This is a genomic window from Amycolatopsis australiensis (assembly GCF_900119165.1).
Taxonomy (GTDB): domain Bacteria; phylum Actinomycetota; class Actinomycetes; order Mycobacteriales; family Pseudonocardiaceae; genus Amycolatopsis; species Amycolatopsis australiensis.
Genome location: NZ_FPJG01000006.1, coordinates 1,676,423 through 1,694,701, shown reverse-complemented (window position 1 = coordinate 1,694,701; position 18,279 = coordinate 1,676,423). Strand labels below are relative to the sequence as shown.

General features: G+C 71.3%; 18 protein-coding genes, 1 tRNA gene and 1 pseudogene. 8 read left to right on the top strand and 12 right to left on the bottom strand.

Features of this window, described 5'->3' with window-relative positions:
• Positions 1–60: 60 nt before the first annotated feature.
• Positions 61–1,239, top strand: coding sequence for a DUF2716 domain-containing protein (locus tag BT341_RS09405; protein WP_072475906.1), 1,179 nt, complete (start codon positions 61–63; stop codon positions 1,237–1,239).
• Here the strand turns inward: BT341_RS09405 and BT341_RS09400 are convergent.
• The gene (locus tag BT341_RS09400) at positions 1,228–2,457 is read right to left on the bottom strand and encodes a S53 family peptidase (RefSeq protein WP_072475905.1); all 1,230 of its coding nucleotides are present in this window, start codon (positions 2,455–2,457) and stop codon (positions 1,228–1,230) included. The two genes, BT341_RS09405 and BT341_RS09400, sit on opposite strands and share 12 nt — an antisense overlap.
• 269 nt (positions 2,458–2,726) lie before the next feature.
• Here BT341_RS09400 and BT341_RS09395 point away from each other — a divergent pair, with 269 nt between their 5' ends.
• A complete protein-coding gene (locus BT341_RS09395; RefSeq protein WP_072475904.1) occupies positions 2,727–5,051 on the top strand; it encodes a chitobiase/beta-hexosaminidase C-terminal domain-containing protein in 2,325 nt (774 codons plus the stop codon).
• Positions 5,052–5,103: 52 nt separating this feature from the next.
• Here the strand turns inward: BT341_RS09395 and BT341_RS09390 are convergent, their stop codons facing one another.
• Positions 5,104–6,108, bottom strand: coding sequence for an erythromycin esterase family protein (locus tag BT341_RS09390; RefSeq protein WP_072475903.1), 1,005 nt, complete (start codon positions 6,106–6,108; stop codon positions 5,104–5,106).
• Positions 6,109–6,125: 17 nt separating this feature from the next.
• On the opposite strand from BT341_RS09390, the gene BT341_RS09385 reads away from it, so the two are divergent.
• A complete protein-coding gene (locus BT341_RS09385; protein WP_072475902.1) occupies positions 6,126–6,839 on the top strand; it encodes a TioE family transcriptional regulator in 714 nt (237 codons plus the stop codon).
• 106 nt (positions 6,840–6,945) lie between these two features.
• Here BT341_RS09385 and BT341_RS09380 read toward each other — a convergent pair whose 3' ends face one another.
• Both BT341_RS09380 and BT341_RS09375 read right to left on the bottom strand, forming a co-directional pair.
• Positions 6,946–7,794, bottom strand: a complete 849-nt coding sequence (locus BT341_RS09380; protein WP_072475901.1) for a hypothetical protein — start codon at positions 7,792–7,794, stop codon at positions 6,946–6,948.
• A gap of 123 nt (positions 7,795–7,917) precedes the next feature.
• Positions 7,918–8,826 carry a hypothetical protein gene (locus BT341_RS09375; RefSeq protein WP_072475900.1) on the bottom strand — a complete coding sequence of 303 codons (909 nt, stop codon included), beginning with the start codon at positions 8,824–8,826 and terminating at the stop codon, positions 7,918–7,920.
• 713 nt (positions 8,827–9,539) lie between these two features.
• Between BT341_RS09375 and BT341_RS45210 the strand changes: the two genes are divergently transcribed.
• Positions 9,540–9,698: a hypothetical protein gene (locus tag BT341_RS45210; protein ID WP_177328771.1), complete on the top strand. Its 159-nt coding sequence runs from the start codon at positions 9,540–9,542 to the stop codon at positions 9,696–9,698.
• A 17-nt stretch (positions 9,699–9,715) separates the two neighbouring features.
• On the opposite strand, the gene BT341_RS09370 is transcribed toward BT341_RS45210, so the two are convergent.
• The 3 genes and pseudogenes from BT341_RS09370 to BT341_RS46310 all read right to left on the bottom strand — a co-directional run.
• Entirely contained in the window at positions 9,716–10,582 is an 867-nt protein-coding gene (locus BT341_RS09370) for an alpha/beta fold hydrolase (RefSeq protein WP_072475899.1), read from the bottom strand.
• Positions 10,583–10,596: 14 nt separating this feature from the next.
• Positions 10,597–10,857 (bottom strand): hypothetical protein, encoded by a 261-nt coding sequence (locus tag BT341_RS46315; RefSeq protein WP_245805401.1) that lies wholly within the window; start codon positions 10,855–10,857, stop codon positions 10,597–10,599.
• 203 nt (positions 10,858–11,060) lie between these two features.
• Positions 11,061–11,141, bottom strand: a pseudogene (locus BT341_RS46310) (TetR/AcrR family transcriptional regulator); the annotation flags it as partial.
• Between the two features lie 212 nt (positions 11,142–11,353).
• Here BT341_RS46310 and BT341_RS09360 point away from each other — a divergent pair.
• Complete coding sequence (locus BT341_RS09360; protein WP_072475898.1) at positions 11,354–11,596, top strand: hypothetical protein; 243 nt, start codon at positions 11,354–11,356, stop codon at positions 11,594–11,596.
• On the opposite strand, the gene BT341_RS09355 is transcribed toward BT341_RS09360, so the two are convergent.
• The gene (locus BT341_RS09355) at positions 11,558–12,733 is read right to left on the bottom strand and encodes a sensor histidine kinase (protein WP_072475897.1); all 1,176 of its coding nucleotides are present in this window, start codon (positions 12,731–12,733) and stop codon (positions 11,558–11,560) included. The two genes, BT341_RS09360 and BT341_RS09355, sit on opposite strands and share 39 nt — an antisense overlap.
• Positions 12,730–13,542: a CPBP family intramembrane glutamic endopeptidase gene (locus BT341_RS09350; RefSeq protein ID WP_072475896.1), complete on the bottom strand. Its 813-nt coding sequence runs from the start codon at positions 13,540–13,542 to the stop codon at positions 12,730–12,732. The genes BT341_RS09355 and BT341_RS09350 overlap by 4 nt, the downstream gene beginning before the upstream one ends.
• A gap of 305 nt (positions 13,543–13,847) precedes the next feature.
• On the opposite strand from BT341_RS09350, the gene BT341_RS09345 reads away from it, so the two are divergent.
• Positions 13,848–14,159, top strand: a complete 312-nt coding sequence (locus BT341_RS09345) for a hypothetical protein (RefSeq protein ID WP_072475895.1) — start codon at positions 13,848–13,850, stop codon at positions 14,157–14,159.
• Between the two features lie 82 nt (positions 14,160–14,241).
• Here the strand turns inward: BT341_RS09345 and BT341_RS09340 are convergent, their stop codons facing one another.
• Both BT341_RS09340 and BT341_RS09335 read right to left on the bottom strand, forming a co-directional pair.
• Positions 14,242–14,958, bottom strand: coding sequence for a hypothetical protein (locus BT341_RS09340; RefSeq protein WP_072475894.1), 717 nt, complete (start codon positions 14,956–14,958; stop codon positions 14,242–14,244).
• A gap of 65 nt (positions 14,959–15,023) precedes the next feature.
• Complete coding sequence (locus tag BT341_RS09335; RefSeq protein ID WP_072475893.1) at positions 15,024–15,704, bottom strand: hypothetical protein; 681 nt, start codon at positions 15,702–15,704, stop codon at positions 15,024–15,026.
• A gap of 408 nt (positions 15,705–16,112) precedes the next feature.
• On the opposite strand from BT341_RS09335, the gene BT341_RS09330 reads away from it, so the two are divergent.
• On the top strand, positions 16,113–16,439 hold the full coding sequence (locus BT341_RS09330; protein ID WP_072475892.1) for a hypothetical protein: 327 nt from the start codon (positions 16,113–16,115) through the stop codon (positions 16,437–16,439).
• 74 nt (positions 16,440–16,513) lie between these two features.
• On the opposite strand, the gene BT341_RS09325 is transcribed toward BT341_RS09330, so the two are convergent.
• Positions 16,514–16,586: transfer RNA gene (locus BT341_RS09325), tRNA-Thr, on the bottom strand.
• Positions 16,587–16,770: 184 nt separating this feature from the next.
• Here BT341_RS09325 and BT341_RS09320 point away from each other — a divergent pair.
• Positions 16,771–18,270: a threonine/serine exporter family protein gene (locus BT341_RS09320; RefSeq protein WP_072475891.1), complete on the top strand. Its 1,500-nt coding sequence runs from the start codon at positions 16,771–16,773 to the stop codon at positions 18,268–18,270.
• The last annotated feature ends 9 nt before the right edge of the window (positions 18,271–18,279 follow it).

Below are 18,279 nucleotides of genomic sequence, written 5' to 3'. Positions count from 1 at the left end.
GCACCACGACCAGCGAAAACGCAGTGCGCGAACGTCACCCGACCGGGGAAGATCGCGGGCATGGAGGAAGCACTGGACCGCCTGCGCGGCGCCGTACCGGTGATCCCGCCGGCCGGCGCGGTCATCGAACGGGACGGTCCGATCGTCCGGACCCACTACGGCACGCACGGCGAAGCCGCCCACGGGCCGCTGCCGGAGGTTGATCTCGACGCGCTGGTCGCCCGCCAGGCCGAGGCGTTCGCGCGCCACAACGAACCGGCGGTGTGGCCGGTGTACGGCACCGACGCCGGACTGGCCGGCAGGCTGCGCGCCGCGGGCTTCACGGCGGAGCCGGAGCGCGCGGTCCTCGGCTGTCCGATCGGGACGGACACCATCCGGCTTCCCCGAGCCGGCCACCACTGGCCGTGGCTCCGGCGCGTCGCGGGACTGGCCGCCGAGTCCGGTCCGCACCGCCGTCCCTTTCCGGAATTCCTCGCCGACGCGGCTCACCTCCGCCAGTCCTCCGAGGTGATTCTCGACGGCGACCGGGCGGCCTGGCTGGAGGCGATCGGCGACGTCATGGTCGTCGGCGGCGTGACCGGCCCCGGCTTCGCCGCGACGCTCGTCGCCCAGGACTGGCGGGTCGCGGGACCGCACCGGGGCGTCCGGTTCCTGCTCGCGGAAGCGACCGGCGCACTGTGCGAGGCGTTCGAGGCCGCCGGGATGAGCGTGCTCACCACGGTCACCCGGTACCACCTGCCGTCACCCCGCGAACCCGCGAGGACACGTCCGGTTCGCGTGCTGTCCTCCGAGCCGGAGCACGACGAGATCTGGACCCGCTTCGCCGAGCAGTTCGCCTTTCGCCCGCACACCCGGCGGTTCCCCGGCATCGCCGAACCGGCGGGCTCGGCGACCTGGCACGTCGGCGACCTCGACGGCACCCGGCTGGACGCCATGGACCTCATCGTCCACAAGGGACTGCGGGCGTGCGTGGCCCCGGGCGAGCAGCTGTACTGGCTCGACTGGCAGCACGTCGGCTACCGCTTCGACCCGGCACGGGTCGACGGCGCCGGGCCACGCCGGCCCGGCGCCGTCTTCCCGGACGGGGACTACCACCTCCACCTGACGCACGACCTCCGCCTGGGCACCTTCGGGCACCCGTGGGAGGCGACGGTCTGCGTCTTCGGCGACCTGCTCACGCGGATCGACGCGGAGCTGACCGCGGCGCTCGGCGAGCCGATCCGGCGCTCAGAAGGCTGAGGTGCCGTTCGGCGTGCCCAGCCCGGTCGGCCCGTCGTACCCGGGCCCGGCCGTGCAGAGGTAGGTCCCGCCGCAGCTGCCGTTCGAACCCGACGTCACGTCGTAGAGCCCGTCGGTGTGGGCGTACGGGTACGACCCCGACGTCACCGAGTTGCCCGCCAGCGCGTACACGCTCGCGATCACCGGCGAGGACAGGCTCGTGCCGCCGACCTGCACCCAGCCGTCCGCGCCCTGGGCCACGCCCAGCGACAGCAGCAGATCGCACCACGACGAGCTGCCGCAGCTGTTGTACGTGTCGTAGACGCCGAGCCCGGTGGCCGGGTCCGCGACCGCCGAGACGTCCGCGACCGTCCGCTTCGCGCACCCCGTGTCGTGCTGCCACGCGGGTTTCGCCTCCAGCGCCGAGCACCCGCTGCCGCTGCCCTTCCACGCCGTCTCGGTCCAGCCGCGCGCGGTGCTCGTCGACTTCGTCAACGTCGTGCCGCCGACCGCCGTGACGTACGGTGAGGACGCCGGCCAGCTGACGCCGTACCCGGAGTCGCCCGAGGACGCCGTGACCGCGATGCCCGGGTGGTTCAGGTGCGCGTCCGCGGCGAGGATCGTCGAATCCTCCGTGCCGCCGTAGCTGTTGGAGATCGCGACCACGCCCGGTGTCGCCGCGGCCGTGTCGACCGCCGTCATCAGCGGGTCCGTGTCCGGGGAATTGGCCTCCATCAGCAGGATGTGGCAGTCGGGGCAGGTTGCCGACACGGCGTCGAGGTCGAGGCTGATCTCCATCGCCCAGCCGTAGTCCGGCGCCGGGAGCGGGCTCGCCGCGCCGTTCTGGTTGACCTTCTTGAAGCAGCCGTTGGCCGTCGTGCACGGCGAAAGGCCGCGCGCGGACCGGAACTTCGCCAGGTCCGCCTCCGCGGTCGGCGCGTCCATGGCGTCGACGATGGCGACCGTGCGGCCGTTCGCGTGCAGCCCGCCGAGGCGGTAGGCGGCCTGGATCTCGGCCGGGCCGTAGCCGACCGGGGTGGAGGTGAGCAACGGGCCGGCGCCCTTCGGCGAGCGGATCGCCTTGCCGAGGCAGTGGAACTTGCCGGAGGTGGCGCAGCCGAAGCTGACCACGCCGCCGCTTTGCAGCGGTGCGGCTTCGGCGGTCGACGTGGCCACCGTGAGCGGGGCCGCGATGAGGGAGAGGACGACGAGGGACCGGAACAGCCGTGGAGGCGCCATTGCCTACTCCTCGGTAGGGGACGAGGTGTGGCACGAGATGGTCGCATGTCACTCGTTCGAGGTCACCCGCCTGACGGATGTTTCTCGGTTCAGTCATTCGCCCAGTGCGCGACGAACCGGACCAACCGTCCGCGGCGGGACACCCACGCGAGTTATTGGTCCAGACAACTGTTATCGAAAAGTGATCGAAGCACCGCTGACCGGGAGCTACTTTGTTGTGACTCGCAACAAATGCACTCGTGGATCCCCAACGGCGGAGGTGTCACGGCGTGAACCGGACCTTGGAAAAGTTACGACGACGCGGCCCGGGGCTCGCGCTCGTCGCATCCGCGCTGCTGGTGGCGGCCGGGCTCAGTGCCCCCGCCGCGCTCGCCGCGGACGACTACACGCAGAGCGTCAGCCAGCTCAGCTCGACGCAGGTGCAGATCAGCTTCACCCCCACCACCCCGGCGCTCTACGTGGACGTCCACTACACCGGCGTCCCCGGCCTCGGCCAGCAGAACGTCCGGATGACCAACGGCTCCGGCACCTGGCGGACCACCGTCGGCGGGCTGAGCAGCGGGAACGTCCTCGACTACTGGTTCACCTACGAGAAGAACGGCCCGCAGTACGACACCCCGCACTTCAGCTACACCGTCGGCGGCGGCGGGACGACCACGGTCGCGGCGCCGACGTTCAGCCCGCCCGGCGGCACGTACTCGTCCGCGCAGACGGTGACCATCAGCAGTGCCACCGCGGGCGCGACCATCCGGTACACAGTGGACGGATCGACGCCCACGCCGTCGTCACCGGTCTACAGCGGACCGATCAGTGTCACGGCGTCGCGCACGGTCAACGCGATCGCGACGAAGCCGGGCTCGGCCGACTCGGCGGTGTCGAGCGCGACCTACACGATCGGCACCCAGGCCGGCTGCCCGACCCAGTCCGACACCCCCAGCTTCGGGCCGAACGTGCGGATCTTCGACCCCGGTATGTCCGCGGCGACCATCCAGGCGCAGCTGGACACGGACTTCAACAACCAGAAGGACACGCTCACCGCGCAGTTCGCCGAACGCCGGGTGGCGCACCTGTTCAAGCCGGGCACGTACAACGTGCACGACAACGTCGGTTTCTACACGTCGGTGGCCGGTCTCGGCCAGAACCCCGGTGACGTCGTGATCAACGGCGACATCACCGTGGACGCCTTCAACGCCTCCGACAACGGCGTCGCGCTGCAGAACTTCTGGCGCTCGGCCGAGAACATGGCGGTCAACCCCTCCAGCGGCAACGACCGGTGGGCGGTGGCGCAGGCTGCGCCGTTCCGCCGGATGGACATCCGCGGCGGGCTCCAGCTGTACCCGGCGAGCTACGGCTACGCCAGCGGCGGCTACATCGCCGACACGAAGGTGTCCGGCCAGGCCGCGTCGGTGTCGCAGCAGCAGTGGTACACCCGCGACTCCGCGCTGGGCAGCTGGAACGGCGGCGTGTGGAACATGGTCTTCTCCGGCACCAGCGGCGCGCCGGCGAACACGTTCCCGAACCCGCCGGAAACCACGCTGGCGACCACGCCGGTCTCGCGTGACGTGCCCTACCTCTACGTCGACAGCAGCGGCAAGTACCGCGTGTTCCTGCCTTCGCTGCGCACGAACGCGTCCGGGCCGAGCTGGGCGAACGGCAGCACGCCGGGCTCGTCGGTGCCGATGAGCCAGTTCTACGTCGTCAAGGCGGGCGACACCGCCGCGTCGATCAACAACGCACTCGCCGCGGGCTGCAACCTGTTCTTCACGCCGGGCATCTACCACCTCAACCAGACGCTCAACGTGACCCGCGCGAACACGACGATCCTCGGCATCGGCTACCCGACGCTGGTGCCCGACAACGGCGTCAACGCCATGCAGGTGTCCGATGTGGACGGAGTACGGCTCAAGGGCCTGCTCTTCGACGCGGGCACGACGAACTCGCAGGCGCTGCTGACGGTCGGCCAGTCCGGGTCGTCGGCGTCGCACGCGGCGAACCCGACGACGGTCCAGGACGTCTTCTTCCGGATCGGCGGCGAGATCGCGGGCAAGGCGACGAACAGCCTGGTCGTCAACAGCGCCGACACGATCATCGACCACATCTGGGCGTGGCGGGCCGACCACGGCAACGCGGGCACGGTCGGCTGGAACACCAACACCGCCGACACCGGCCTGCTGGTGAACGGGGCGAACGTGCTGGCCACCGGCCTGTTCGTCGAGCACTACCAGAAGTACCAGGTGATCTGGAACGGCCAGGGCGGCCGGACGATCTTCTTCCAGAACGAGATGCCCTACGACGTGCCGGACCAGGCGTCGTGGAACGCGCCGTCGGGTGTCGCGGGGTATGCCGCCTACAAGGTCGGGGTGAACGTGACGTCGCATGAGGCGTGGGGTCTCGGGAGCTACTGCTTCTTCGACACCAATCCGGCGGTGTCCAGCTACCACGCGTTCGAGGTGCCGAACACCACCGGTGTCCGGTTCCACAGCCTGCTGACGGTGTCGCTCAACTACCGCGGCACGATCACGCACGTCATCAACGACACCGGCGGCACCACACCTTCGGGCACGGTGCCGGTGAACGTGGTCAGCTACCCGTAACCGGTCCGCCGCGGCTGGTCGTGAGTGAGAAGCAGGCTTAGAACCCTGGTTCTCACTCACGACCTCGCGCGATGTGCCACACCGCGGTGGCGCCGTCGAGGACGTCTCGGTCCAGCCCGAAGTAACCCCGTTCGGGCTTGGTGTCGGCTCGCTTGCGGCCGGACGGCAGGTCCGCGGTCAGCTTCCACGTCTTCGTGCCGCGCTGCAGGACGCCTTCGTACGTGTCGGGGGCGGGTTCCCCGAGACCGAGGTCTTCGCTGCGGCCGAGGCTGCCGGCGACGAAGGCGTACCGGTCGCCCAGCAGTGCCGAGACGATCGCGCCCGCGCCGGACCCCGAGCGTTGCAGGTGACTGTTGTGCGCGAACACCAGCGTCGGGCCGCGGCCGGCTTCGACGGCACGGATGTCCAGCAGGTTCTCGGCCATGAGCACCGCGCGCACACCCGCGAGACGCGCGATCCGCGTGTCCCGGTCGCCGGGCTGGGCCGACGCCGCGTGGTAGCGCAGCAGGCCGCGGCCCGCGATGGCGTGCACCTTGGCCCGCTCCCACGCGGCGCGGTCCGCGCTGCGCCGGGGTGCATGCGCGAGCAGCGCGGTGAGCAGGTCGTCGGCGACCACCCGCAGCTCGCGGGCTTCGGGTGACGCACCCGGCGACGCGGCCGGGTCGAGGATCGCCTCGGACCGGCTCCACCGCTCATCGTCGCCGGCCAGCGCCGCGATGTCGGCGTCGAGGCCCAGGTAGTCGCGGGCGTGCTCGAGGTAGGTCCGCGGGCTGGGGGCGCTGAACATCTCGGTCGGCGGGTCGAAACCGTGGAAGGTCAGCGGTTCGTCGTACTCCTCCAGCCACGCGAGCAGCTGCCGGTTGGCGTCCACCTCGCCGAGGTCGTGCGAAAAGCCGCCGTCGAGCGCGGCGACGCGGTCGGTCTCCAGCGCGATCGACCGGAAACCGTGCTCGGCGAGCTGGGCGAAGAGGTCGTTCCGGAGTCGCGCGAAGGCGGGTTCGAAGTGCGTGGGCTCGCCCAGGGCGAGCAGGTCGGCGGCGCAGTCGGTGAGGTCCATGTGGTTGAATCGTATCCTTGAACACTCGGTTGAGACCTGCCGATCTGGCCCGTGAGCACGGCATCTCCACGCAGGCCGTCCGCAACTACGAGCGGGACGGCTTCCTGCCGCCCGCGTCGCGCACGGCGAGCGGCTACCGGGTTTACACCGCGGTGCACGCGGCAGCATTGCGGGCGTTCCTGGCGCTGGTCCCCGCGTACGGGCACGCGACAGCCGGCGGGATCATGCACGCCGTCCACGACGACGACCTCGGCCGAGCCTTGACGCTCGTCGACCGCGGGCACCTGCAGCTGCTGCGCGACCGCGAAACCCTCGACGCGGTGCGGAAGGCCATCGGCCACGTGACCGCCGAGCCGGCCCCGCGCCCGGCCGGGGCCGGCTGGTCGATCGGCGAGCTGGCCCACCGCCTGGACGTCACGGCGGCGACCATCCGGGCGTGGGAACGCGCGGGCATCCTCGTCCCGGCCCGCAACCCGGCGACCGGCTACCGGGTGTTCCGGGCGGCCGACATCCGCGACGCGGAGCTGACCCACCTGCTGCGCCGCGGCGGCTACCCGCTGGCGTACATCGCGACGGTCGTCGAGCAGGTCCGCACGGCGGGCGGCATGGAGTCGCTGGCCGACGCGCTGCGGACGTGGCAGGAGAAGCTCACGGCGCGAGGCGTCGCGATGCTCGACGCGGCGGCCCGGCTCAGCGAGTACCTGCGAGCGCGGCCGCCACGACCCGCTTGATGAACTCGGCCGGCACCCGGGCGAGACCGGCGTCCCGCTCGGCGGCGTCGATCATCCGGGGAGCGCGCGGCTGCTCGCCGGCGAGGTCGTGGCCGCGTTCGGCGGATCAGCGCCCGCGGTGCAGCCGGTCGTACTCCAGTGCCGCCGAGTGCTGGGTGCGGACGCGCAGGGACTTCTCCTTCTCCTCGTCGCCGATCTCGTTGAGCCCCAGCTGCACGGCCAGCCGGATCTGCTCGCGGTTGTCGCGCACCACGGCCGAGAAGAAGTCGTCGATCCGCGGGTCGAGGAGCACTTCGAGCAGCACCCGGAACGACGTGTCGACGACGGTCCGGACGATCTCGTCGTGGAACGGGAGCCGCTTGAGCTTCCCGAGCTGCGGGTCGGCGGCGATCTTCTCGGTGATGATGGCGCGCAGCTCCTCCTTGTTGGCGCCGAGCGACTTGGCGAGGTTTTCCGGGTAGTTGCCCGTTTCCAGCACCTTGACGACCTCGTCGAGCACCGCGATGGTCACCGGCTTCTTGATCGCCTTCACGATCGGCTCGGACAGCTTGTCGACGAGCCGGTAGGTGAACTGCTCCCCGACGGCCCGGTCCGCGGCCCGCCCGATCCGCACGAGCAGCAGGACGACGCTGACGAACTTGTGCGCGGCCATCGCCGGGTGCGCGACCGGGATCATGGCGAACAGCTCGTACCAGTTGCGCACCAGGAACTTCCTGGCCCACCGGCGTTTGCGCCACCGCCACAGGAACTCCAGGAAGAACATCCCGCAGATCCCGCAGTCGACGTAGAAGATCACCAGTCCGGCGTCCCGCGCCGGCGGGCTGAGCAGCATGAAGCCCAGCAGCCCGACCGACCCGGCGGCGAGGACGAGCATGATCCAGTCGTCGGCCCGCACGTTCCCGGGCAGGATCCCGCTGTTGAGCTCCGGCTCGCGGGCGTCGCGAAGGGTGACCATGGCCCGATGATGGCACGCACGGCGCTGATCAGCCGGTCCGCCGCCCCGGCCGGTCAGCCGGCAGGCTGCCAGCCGACGCCGTAGGACCTCGCCGGCTGGAGCCCCTGGAAGGCGACCCGCACCTCACCCGCGTTGTCGAGGAACAGCGGCTTGCGGGCCGGCGTCGGGTCCTCCGCCTCCCGGGAGAAGTCGCCGTCGATGCGCCAGACGCGCTGGGGCGGCGCCTGCCGGTCGAACCGGATGTTGAGGTCGAAGCCTGTCGCACGGGAACTCCGGCGTGCAGCAGTAGAAGGGCGCGGGCAGCTCCGGGAGCTTGACGCGGAAGAAGAACTCGTGCTCGTCACCGGCGTCGAGCGCGTGCGGCGGGCGCAGGCGGAAGGCGACCCGGGTGGCCGAAACCATCCGCACGGAATGCACCTCGCCGCCCGAGACGACGTCGATGCCGAGCTTGGACAGGTCCGGCCGTCCGGTGGTGCTGGCGGGCCGCGCGAGGGAGACGCCGTGCTCGATCTCGGCGAGCCCGGCGACGTGGCTGACGATCCGGCGCGTTTCGAAGACCTCGGCGGCACCGCCGTCGAGCGTGAGCCGCACCGCCAGAGCCGACGTGTGCCACGGACCGGCGCCGCCGGTGGCCGCCCCGAACGCCGCCGGCTGCTCGTACGCGGCCTCGGCGATGAGGTAGAGGACGTCGTCGGCGCGACGCTGCATCGTCCGGACGTTGCGGTCGGCGCCGGTACCGAGCAGTTCGAGCCGCGCGGTGTAGCGCTCGTTCGCGCCGGCGCTGAAGCCGAGCACGATCCGGGCCGTTTCCTGCTGCGCGTCCGGCAGCTTCCCGATCAACGCGCGAAGCGTGCCGACGACCTTCGCGCGAACCGTTCCCGGGCTGTCGTCCTCGTGGACGCCACAGACCGCACGCAGTTCTTCGCCGACGCCCCGCGGCAGGTTCTTCGCTTGGACACCGAGGCCTTTGCGAAGCAGTTTCAGCTCCGCGGTGAGCGCGGCGATCTTCGCTTCAGCCGGCCGCTGAGCCAAACCGTCACCTCCGTCTCGTCCGCCTCCGGGGAAGTCTACCTTTCACCCCCGTCGGCCACGAAACCGTCTTCCGTTTCCGGCGGTTTCCTCATGACTGGCAACGGGAAACGCCTTTCGCCACCGAATTTGCCGGGCGACGCTCATTCCGCCGAAATCCTTCGGCGAACGAGGAACGATCCGGAAAGGGGAACGCGATGCACACGCACTTGATCATCGTGCTCGGCCAGCTGGTCGCCCTGCTGGGCTGACCGGGAGCAGGCCGGCGGGCCCGGGCCGCCGGCCGTCCTTCCCCCATGCATCGATCGGCCGATGCCGTTTCGCGGGCCGCGGATCCAACCGGCGGGACGGCGCCCGCCTGGTCATGCACGACGAGCGGGTCACGTCGAGCTGGTTCGGCTCGGCGGTTCCCAGCCGGGAGGTCTCCGGCGCAGGCGTTCGCTGCACCGGCTGTTCCTCGTGCCAACTGCTCCCCGCCAGGCTTTCCGAGCCAACTGCTCCTCGCACCGCCCCTTCCCCGCGCTGGCCGTCGCCCGCACCGCCTGTTCCCCGCGCCAACCGCTCCCCGCACCGCGAGTTTCCCAGCCCGGCGGTTTCCGGCAACGGAAACGCCTTGTCACGCAGATCCCGCGGCGCGCACCATCAACCCAGTCCGAAATTCCGCGCGTCACCGCGGAAACGTCCCCGCTGGTCCGGGAAAACCTCAGGAGCCTGCCATGATGGTCGTCTGTTCCGTTTCCGCGCTCTTCCGCACCGCGCTGTTCCTCGTCACCCTGGCGCTGGTCGCCGGGCTGGCCCTCGCGACGCCCGCCGCGCCCACGAGCACACCCGGTCACGCACCGGCCGTCTCCACCACCGAGCCGGTCGACCACTGATGCGCCGGAGCGTCCGCTCAGCCCTCGAGAACCTCCCGCAGCTTCCGCGCGAAAGCCTCCGGTTGACCGGCGTAGCCGAACTCACCGCCGAGAAAACCGCCGTGGTGGCTGGGAAACACCGTCGCCTGCCGGCCCAGGCGCTCCGCCGTCGCGCGGGCTGTGCGTCCGGTGAGGGCGTCCTTCGACTCCTCGGCCTCCGCGATGACGATCCGCGTCGGTGCCGCGGTCAGTGCGTCGACGTCCAGCCGGTAGGTGGTGACCGCCAACGACCGCTCGGTCAGCAGCGGGTCGTCGCGGCGGCCGTCGTCTTCCGCCGGCAAGCCGAACTGGGCGGGGTCCGCCGGTGGGCGCGCGAAATACTCGTCGGTGAACTCGCCCTGCCACGACGTCATCGCGATGAAAGCCGCCATGCCGGCGCCGAAGCCGCGCGCCTGGTAGGCATCCCGGACGGCCTTCCCGGCCCGCTCGGCCGCCGCGGCATCGGGCAGCACGCCGACGAGCGGCGGCTCGTGCGCCACCAGCGTGCTGACGTCGCCGGGATGCGCGGTGACGAGCGCCAGCGCGGCGACCGCACCCCCGCTGCTGCCGAACACCTCGACCGCGCCGACGCCGAGCGCCTGGATGACGCCGTGCAGGTCCTCCGCCTGCACCGCGGGCACGTGGTCCTCGCGACCGTCCTTGCGGACGCTGCGCCCGAGCCCCCGCGGGTCGTAGGTGACGACGGTCCGGTCCGGGAAGTGCGAAGCGAGCGTGCCGAAACCGGCGGCTTCCATGGGTTGCCCGACCATGAGAAGCGGCGGCCGCGGACTTTCGGCGGGCGCCGGGCCGTGGACGTCGTAGACGATGTCGGCCTCGGGCGTTTGCAGCGTGTGCGTGGTGGTCATGGTGCCTCCCCGGTTCAGGACTCGCGCGCAGCGTAACCGGGGGCACCGACAATTCCGGGATCCGCGAGGTAGGCGAGCACCATTCCGGACGTCTCGGCAGCCCACGCGGTCCAGGTCAGCTCGTCGGGCCAGAACCGGCAGGTGGCGGCCCGGCGCACGCAGGAGCCGATGACGGTCCGCGCGGCCGTCCGGACCGCCTGCCCGCGGTCGGGACGGCGGATCTCCCCGAGACACGGCCCGACGGCTTCGACGAAGGCGTCCTGGATCGCGGCCAAACCCCGGAGGCCACGCTCGCGTCCTTCGGCACGCTGGGCGTCGAGCAGTTCGGGAAAGATCCGGCCGTGGCGGGTTTAGGTGTCCGCCAACGCGCGCGTGCTTCGGTGACGCTGGTTTCCAGCTCCCCGAGCAGCTGGTCCTTCACGGCGAACAGCAGCTGGTCCTTGCCGGAGAACCGGCGGTAGATCGCGCCGGCCGACATCCCCGCCTGCTCGGCGACCGCCGCGACGGTGAACTCCTCGACACCACCGCCGGCCAGCACGGACTCCGCGGCGGCGAGCATCTTCTGCAGGGACTCCGGGCTTGCTGCGGCGGGCGCAAGCCCGGCTCGACGGACTGACTCACCGGCCGGACGTTACGCCGACCGGCGTGGGTCCGATCCTCGACCGGACGCGCATGGCAATCGAGGAAGTCTTCGTGGTGCGCATCGAGGTCCAGGGCGCCTGCGTCGACTTCCCGATCTTCGACGCCAAGACCCGGCCACTGTAGAAACGCGTGCTGGGCCAGGTGGGCACGGCGGCAAAGATCCCGGTCATCGAGGCTCTCCGGGGCGAAGGCGACCGAGTCGGTCTCGTCGGGCTGGTCGACCTCGCCCGCCATTCCGGGGTCCTCGTCTTCGCTTCGCACGCCGACGAACTCGTGCGGGCTCTGTGTACCACCGCCGTCTGGATGGACGAAGGCCGCGTGCACACGAGCGGCTCACCGGACCACGTGCTCGCCGCTTACGCGAACCGGTGAGCCCGCCGGGATCCGGGCTCGCACCACGAACCCGCCGCCGTCGCGATGACCCGCCGTGAACTCGCCGCCCAGGACGTCCACCCGCTCGCGCAGGCCGGCCAGGCCGCGGCCGCTTCCCGGCAGGCGTGTCTCGTTTGCGGCCTCGGTCGTGACCGCCACCGTTATCTCTCCTTCTCCGTGGTGGACCCGGACGTCGGTGCGGCTGCCGCGCGCGTGCTTGAGCGCGTTCGTCAACGCCTCCTGCACCACGCGGTACGCCGCGGCCTCGGCGCTGCCCGCCGTCGACCGCGGGCCGCCCTCCTCGGCGAACTCCACCGGCTGGCCGGCGCGGCGGGTCTGCTCGACGAGCGCCCGCAGCGAGCCCGCCGACGGGCTCCGCGGCTCCGCGCCGCGGCCGGGGTCCAGCAGGTCCAGCAGGTGCCGCAGGTCGGCGATGGCCAGCCGGCCGGACTCCGTGATCACGCTCAGCGCCTCGTCGAGACGCGCCGGGGCGGCCGTCAGGTAACGCGCCGCCTCGGTCTGCACGACCATCGCCGTCACGTGGTGCGTCACGACGTCGTGGAGTTCGCGCGCGATGCGGGTGCGTTCGGCGGCGCGGGTCGTCTCGGCGACGTGGCGGCGACGCTCCGCCTCGGCCGCGCGGGACTGCCGCAGCCACGCTCCGACGCCCCACGCGAGAGCCAGCGCCAGGTAGAACGTGACGAAGCCGGTCACGCCTTCCGCCGACCCGCGCCCGGTGAGAGCGACGGCCAGCGCGACGTACGCCGCCGACACCGCGACGATGACCGTCCACCGGTGACGCTCCAGGTGTGCGGCCGCGCTCAGCAACGCGATCGGCAGCGCGCAGGCGGAAGCCGTGTGGTAGCCGAGAAGCTGGTCGACAGCGAACCCGAGCGACACGAGTGCGAGGCACGCGGCCGGCCACCGACGTCGCCCGGCCAACGCCAGGCACGAGACCGCGACCACCGCGTACGCCACGGCGTCCATGGGCCGCGTCGGCAGTTCGCCGAGCTGGGTTCCGTAGCCGCGCAGGCCCGGCAGCAGCGCCACCGCGGCGAGCACCAGCGCGAACGCGAGGTCCCGGACCGTGACGTCGAGCCGCCGCCACCGGTCCGGGACGTGCCGGAGGTCGATCACGCCGCGACGGCGGCGGCGCGACGCCGGCGAGGGACGATGGTGCCGCGACGGCGGGCCAGCCACAGGAAGCCGGTCATCACGACCACGCCGGCCAGCAGCGAGTACAGGCTCGCCTCCGGGCCGAACTCGCCGCCGCTGACCGCGGCCGGGCCGGACATGACGCCGTGGAGCAGGCCCTCGGGGGCGTTCGTGCCGGAGACGTCGGTGCCGAAGATCCCGCCCTCGGCGAAGTTCCACGCGAAGTGCAGCCCGATCGGCAGCCAGAGGGTCCGGGTGGCGGCGTACGCGGCGGCGAGCATGCCCCCGGCCTCGACGGCGATGGCCAGCGCGCCCCAGAGCGTGGCGTGCGCGTTGAAGAGGTGGGCCATGCCGAACAGCACCGCGGTCAGCGCCAACGCGGCCCACGTGCCGATCCACCCCTCGACGATCCGGAACAGGACCCCGCGGAACAGCAGCTCTTCGGTGACGGCGGCGGCCGCGGTGAACCCGAACAGCGCGATCGCCCCGGAGACCGAGCCCCAGCCGAGGACGTGGTAGCCGCCGGACAGGGCGATGAGCGCGATGACGGCGGTGAACATCGCGGTGCCGGTCAGCAATCCCCGCCCGAGCGCGGCGTTGTTCCGCGCGATCTCGGCGGGCGCGCGGTGCTCGGTCCGCCGCACGATCCACCGGTAGGCGAGCACGGACAGCACCGCGGTGGCGAGGCCGAAAACCAGCGTGAGCGGGGTGTTCCAGTCCACGGCGCCGGTGCAGAGGCTGCCGCCGAACGCGACCACCGCCACGGTGACGAGCTGCAGGAACAGTCGCATGACGTCTCCTTCGAGAGGTCCGCGACCGGGGTGCCGCGGCTGTGACGAACGCTAGGGATTCCGGCGGCGGGAAACGTCACCGCGCGGTGGACAGTTCCGCGTAGCTCGCAAGGGGGACAACGCGGTGACCGGCACCATGCCCACGAACGAGTCAACCGGACCGCGGTTGGCGGCCCGCGGTACTCACACGATGGTGTTCCGAGGTGGAACACCGAATGCGCGTCCCAATAATTTCTGCTCGCGCGCGACGGAACACTGTCGCAGTCGCCTCGTCATGCATTTCGCGAATCCGAGGAGTCTCCCGCATGCTGAAGAAGTTCTTTGTCGTGACGACCGCGCTGGGCGCCGGCGCGTTCCTGGCCGGTGGCGTCGCCGCCGCCGACCCCGTGGACGACTACGACTCGACCAGCCAGTTCAGCCTGCTCAACCTGGAAAACACCAACGCGCTGCACACCGTCGACGGCACGGCCGGGGTTTGCGACAACGACGTGAACGTCCTGGCCGTCCAGGTGCCGCTGCACGACGTCGCGAACGGCGTCGGCGTGGGCGAAGGCCAGGCCCCGGAGAACTGCGCGGGCACTGGCCAAGCCGACGGCGGTTCCGGTCAAGGCGACTGAGCGAGCCAGCCGGCGGTGATCGAAAACGTTCAGGGCCGGAAGCACACGCTTCCGACCCTGAACGTTTTCGTGCGGTGTCCCGCTAGTTGCGCGGCTGGCTCAGCGGCGCGGTGAGCGCCCCGGTGTTGTAGCGGCCGCCGTGGGTCAGCGGCGTGCTCCCGGCCAGCTGGGTCAGCCCGCCGAGCGAGGTCAGCCGGCTCAGGTCGGGTACCCCGCTCAGCGCCGGGAGCAGTCCCGTGCTCGGCAGCAGCCCGCCGACCAGCGGAAGCGCCGGCATGTCCGCGCGCTGGTCGGCGGCAGCCGGGACGTCGGAGGTGTGCAGGCCGGTGACCCGGGTACCGGCGCTCGGGTCGAGGGGCTGGGTGGAGACGGTTCCGTGCAGCGGCACCTCCGGCAGCTCTCCGTCGACCGGCGTGATCGTGGCCCGGTCCGGAACCGTGTCCGGCGTCGCGGTCAGCGGCACGATGGCCGGGAGCGCGGGCAGGTCGGTCGCCGCCAGCTCACTGCCCAGTGGCGCGTTGAGGTCCTGCTCCGGCAGATCGCCGTCGACCTCGGCGCTCGGCGCCGGCTCCTGCTGGAGCAGGTGCACCGGCACCGTGTGCAGCACCGCCGTGGGCTGCTGGGTGGTGGCCGGCAGCACCGTGTCGAGGACCTGGGCCAGGTCGCCGGTGGTGTCCGTGAGGCCGGGCAGCCCGGGGTCGGTGGCCGGCTCGGCCGCGGAGGCGCTTCCCGCACCCACCATCAACAGGCCACCGCTGACCAGCGCGATCTGCAGGGTCCGCTTCGTTCGAATGCGCATGACAAATACTCCTCGGTTCAGGAAAACGGAAAAAAGAATTGCTTGCGGAACGGTGGCCTGCCGGCTCAGTCCGGGGTGATGCCCGGCTGGATTTCCGCTGCCTGCACGCCCAGGCGTAGCACGTCGTCCCGGCGGTGCGCCGGTTGCGGATCTTCCGCGGCCGCGGGCTGCCACGCTTCACCGAAACAGTGGTCGAACCCGGCACTGGCCGAAACCGTGCAGGATGGCAGCCACGAGTGCCCGGTGAAATCACCCGCGCCGTGCTCGGGTTGGTGGTCGGCGTGTGGCTGTTCCGCGGCCGCGACAGCGCGAACGGGAATCACCGCCGGCGAGAATTCCGCCGGTCGGTTCCCCGGGCCGCTGCTCACCGGTGTGCGCGGGGCGCGGATTTTTCGCGCGGTATCGAGAACAGCCGGGGGCGGTTCAGCGGCCGGCTCGGTGGTCTGCGCGTGGTCGGTCGCCGCGACGGCAAGGTGCCCGACCGCGTCGATGGGGGCGGGAACCGCGGAGGTCGCGTCGGTTTCGACGACGCCGGCCAGTCGCGTGGCCGTTCCCGCCAGGTCACGGGCAAGGACGGGCGTGACGGTGTCGACCACCGGCGAAAGCACTGGCTGCTGCAGGTTCCCGATGGCCGGGGCGTCCGGGCCGTCCGCGAGCTGATCGGCGGTGCTGGCCGACGCCGTGGCGGTCAGCCACGCGATCGCGCAGGCCGCAGCAGCGCCGCCGAGCACGACCAGTGCGCGCATCAGGACACGACCGGCATTCACCGTGTCGTCACCCCGTCTCGTCGCACTCGTCACGATCGCGATCCGCCCGCTCGTTCCCCGGCTGTTCCGCCGACGGCGATCAATCACGCCGAGTCGGCCGCTCCACCATAACCGCACGCCATTCACCGCCCCCGGCTTACCCCGGCACAAATCCGAATCGGCGTGATTCGAGTACCACAGCCGTGCCGGGCGACCAGCGGAAACCCAGCCGCCGAGCCGCACAAAACACACGTCGCGGGCAACGTCGCAGATTCACCCGATATGGCTACAATTCCATGGGATTTCGCCCGCTTCTCGCGACACGATCGGGCGGCCTGTGCGTGAATCGCGGCCGTAGTGTGCACCCTCCGCACCGTTCCCGTTTCTTTCTCATCCGAGGAGAGCCCCATGCTGAAGAAGATCGGCCTGATCACCGCCGCCCTCGCCGCCGGCGCGTTCCTGACCGGCGGGGTCGCCTCCGCCGCCACCCCCGGCGACGATCAGGCCGGCCTGGTCAACCTCAACGACACCGACGTCCTGCACAACGTGAACGTCACGCCGGGCATCTGCGACAACGAGGTCAACGTCCTCGGCGTCCAGGTGCCCATCCATGACTCGCTCAACGGCATCGGCGTGCCGATCCTGTCGCCCGGCGAGCACGAGGCCGAGGGAGAGAACCCGGGCAACTGCGCCGCGGGCGCCATCGCGGACGGCGGCACGAGCCAGGGCAACTGACGGCCACCAGCAGGACCGCCATTTCGGGGCGGGCACCCATCGAGGGTGTCCGCCCCGTTTCGCGATGCGAACGGAGCCGGCAAGGGGGCTCGAACCCCTGACCTTCTGTTTACAAGACAGATGCTCTACCAGCTGAGCTATACCGGCCTGGCGCCCGGGCGCCGGAAACAGTGTATCGGCCCGGGCCCCCGATCCCGCCGAGAGGCACGCTCCGCGGCTCGCGGCCACTTCCTCCCGACGTGGTGGACGCCACTGCATGATCCGTGCAACGGTCGGAGTACCCGCGTCGATGGTCCGGACGGAAGGACGAGCAGAGCGAGGAGGTGGATCTTTGAAGATCAACGAGCGCACCAACGGGGGCCGGTCGGCCAGATGGCCCCTCCTGGAGCCGCCCGAGCAACGGCCGAAGGTCCACCGCCCCAACCTCCTCAAGCGGCGCCCCTGGCACGTCCTCGAGGCCCCGACCGGTGAGCTGCCCGCCGTCGACGCCGAAGAGGCCATGGGGCCGCAGCTGCCCGACGAGGCGACCGTCAACTTCGTGCTCGACCTTTCGCTGCGCATCGGCGAGGTCCAGATGGCCAGCGGCGCCGGCGCGTCCGACGTCACCGCGACCATCCTGGCCATCGCCGGGGCGCTCGGGCTGCCGCACTGCGAGGTGGACGTCATCTTCACCTCGATCACCGTCACCTGCCACCGCGGCACCGACCTGTCGCCGGTCACCGCGCTGCGCGTCGTCCGGAGCCGGAGCCTCGACTACACGCGGCTGACCGAGACCGAGAAGCTGGTGCGCAAGATCGTCCGCGGGCACATGGGTGCCGAGCAGGCGCAGACCGAGCTCGAGCGCATCACGTCGGCGCCGCACCCCTACCCGCGCTGGACCGCGACGCTGGCCTGGGGCGGCCTCGCCGGCTTCATCACCATCCTGCTCGGCGGCGGCATCGACATCGCCCTCGTCGCCTTCGTCATCAGTGCCGTCATCGACCGGGTGGGCAGGCTGCTCAACCGGTACTCGCTGCCGTTCTTCTTCCAGCAGGTGATCGGCGGGCTGGTCGCGACGCTGTCGGCGATGGCCATCGTGAGCAGCGACGTCCTGACCACCGACCGGCCGACGCTGGTGGTGGCCGCCGCCGTCACCGTGCTGCTGTCCGGGCTGTCCACCGTCTCGGCGGTGCAGGACGCCATCACCGGCTACAACGTCACCGCCGCCGGCCGGACCATGGAGACCGTCCTCATGTCGGCGGGGCTGATCTCCGGGGTCGTGCTGGCCCTGCGGATCGCCGTCATGCTCGGGCTGCCGCGGACGCCGCTGCCCGAGGTCACCGGCTCGACGCCGCAGCAGCTGCCGCTGGTCGTGCTGGGCGGGGCCGGTGCCGCCGCCTGCTTCGCCCTCGCCAGCTACGCCAAGATGCGCGCCATGCTGGTCGCGGCGGCCGCCGGGGGCATCGGCGCCGCCGTCTACGGCTCGCTCACGCTGGCGCGGCTCGACGGCGTCAGCTCGTCCGCGGTGGCGGCGACGCTGGTCGGGTTCTGCGGTGGCGTGCTCGCCCGGCGGCTCGGCGTTACTCCACTCGTCGTCGCCGTGTCCGGGATCACTCCGCTGCTCCCGGGCCTGTCGACCTACCGTGGTCTGTACCAGATCGGGGTCGAGCCCAGTGGCGACATCTCGACGCTCATGACGGCCGTCGCAATCGGGCTTGCGCTGGCAGCTGGCGTGGTACTCGGGGAATGGCTCGCCCAGCCGGTACGGACCGGCCTGGGCAGGCTGGAGCGGCGGTTCGCCGGGCCGCGCATGGCCGGGCCCCTCGAACCGACCGAACGAAGTCTTGAATAGAGAGCGGCA

Coding starts and splice junctions, on each gene's coding strand:
- BT341_RS09405 (WP_072475906.1), top strand. CDS start 61: ATGGAGGAAGCACTGGACCGCCTGCGCGGCGCCGTACCGGTGATCCCG.
- BT341_RS09400 (WP_072475905.1), bottom strand. CDS start 2,457: ATGGCGCCTCCACGGCTGTTCCGGTCCCTCGTCGTCCTCTCCCTCATC.
- BT341_RS09390 (WP_072475903.1), bottom strand. CDS start 6,108: ATGGACCTCACCGACTGCGCCGCCGACCTGCTCGCCCTGGGCGAGCCC.
- BT341_RS09380 (WP_072475901.1), bottom strand. CDS start 7,794: ATGGTCACCCTTCGCGACGCCCGCGAGCCGGAGCTCAACAGCGGGATC.
- BT341_RS45210 (WP_177328771.1), top strand. CDS start 9,540: ATGATGGTCGTCTGTTCCGTTTCCGCGCTCTTCCGCACCGCGCTGTTC.
- BT341_RS09370 (WP_072475899.1), bottom strand. CDS start 10,582: ATGACCACCACGCACACGCTGCAAACGCCCGAGGCCGACATCGTCTAC.
- BT341_RS09350 (WP_072475896.1), bottom strand. CDS start 13,542: ATGCGACTGTTCCTGCAGCTCGTCACCGTGGCGGTGGTCGCGTTCGGC.
- BT341_RS09345 (WP_072475895.1), top strand. CDS start 13,848: ATGCTGAAGAAGTTCTTTGTCGTGACGACCGCGCTGGGCGCCGGCGCG.
- BT341_RS09340 (WP_072475894.1), bottom strand. CDS start 14,958: ATGCGCATTCGAACGAAGCGGACCCTGCAGATCGCGCTGGTCAGCGGT.
- BT341_RS09335 (WP_072475893.1), bottom strand. CDS start 15,704: ATGCGCGCACTGGTCGTGCTCGGCGGCGCTGCTGCGGCCTGCGCGATC.
- BT341_RS09330 (WP_072475892.1), top strand. CDS start 16,113: ATGCTGAAGAAGATCGGCCTGATCACCGCCGCCCTCGCCGCCGGCGCG.